At 35.1% G+C, this 854-nt stretch carries 1 protein-coding gene; it reads left to right on the plus strand.

Features of this window, described 5'->3' with window-relative positions; translation table 11 throughout:
- Nucleotides 1-642: hypothetical protein (locus ACY2RU_RS17660; RefSeq protein WP_490139805.1), on the plus strand; the 642-nt coding region annotated here is incomplete at its 5' end.
- Between the last annotated feature and the right edge of the window lie 212 nt (nucleotides 643-854).

Consider the following 854-nt stretch of genomic DNA (forward strand, 5'->3'; position numbering starts at 1 on the left):
GGCAAACATTATAAAATAGCTATAAAAATGAGTGGAGCAGGAAGCATGCAAAGCATGAATACTAGTCTGAAGACAAACAGGAAGTTGCTCAGAAAAAGTTATTTTTCCACCAAACACAAAACCTTTTTAAATCGTAAAAGGGAATATTATGCAGCAGCGGGCGGAGTGGAAAATATAAGAACTGCTACCAAGGAAGAACTATTAGAAATACGTCAGAAAATAATAACAAAAAGGAAGAAGGAAAACTTTGTTACGATAATTATAGCTTTGATATTTATTTCCTTAGTGGTTTACTTTTCTATTTCGTTTTTTAAAGACAACACTGATTATAAAACACCGAATCAAAAACAACTAAAAATTGATCAGAAACAATATTCCTTTTTTATATCAAGTGGAGATTCATATTTAAGTAAAAGCCAATGGCATAATGCCGTATTTCAATATACCAGAGCACAAGAAATTTACCCAAATGACTATCATGCTAGTTACAGAATAGCTTATGCGTTCGTATATAGCTGTCGAAATACAAATAAAAATTGCGAAGCTGCGGAATACAAATTAAAAGAGATAATGGAAAAATATCCTAATAAGCCGGAATTAATTGAACTAGAACAAGTTCTAATATTTGCAGAGGCAGAATAACGTTTGCCAACACCGTATAAAGCCAATGGCGAAGTTGGTTAATTGAATTGTTTTTCGTACAAATAATTAACTATCTTTAATTCCGAATAAACCCGTAAACGGCTTCGCCGTGGCTTCCGAGTCGCACGCGTCGACGCCGCTGCCAACATTTGCTCCGCAAATTTGGTTGAGCCACAGCGAGCCAAGAAACGCCACTGGCATTATACAAACAA

The organism is Ulvibacter sp. 2305UL32-6 (assembly GCF_058148545.1).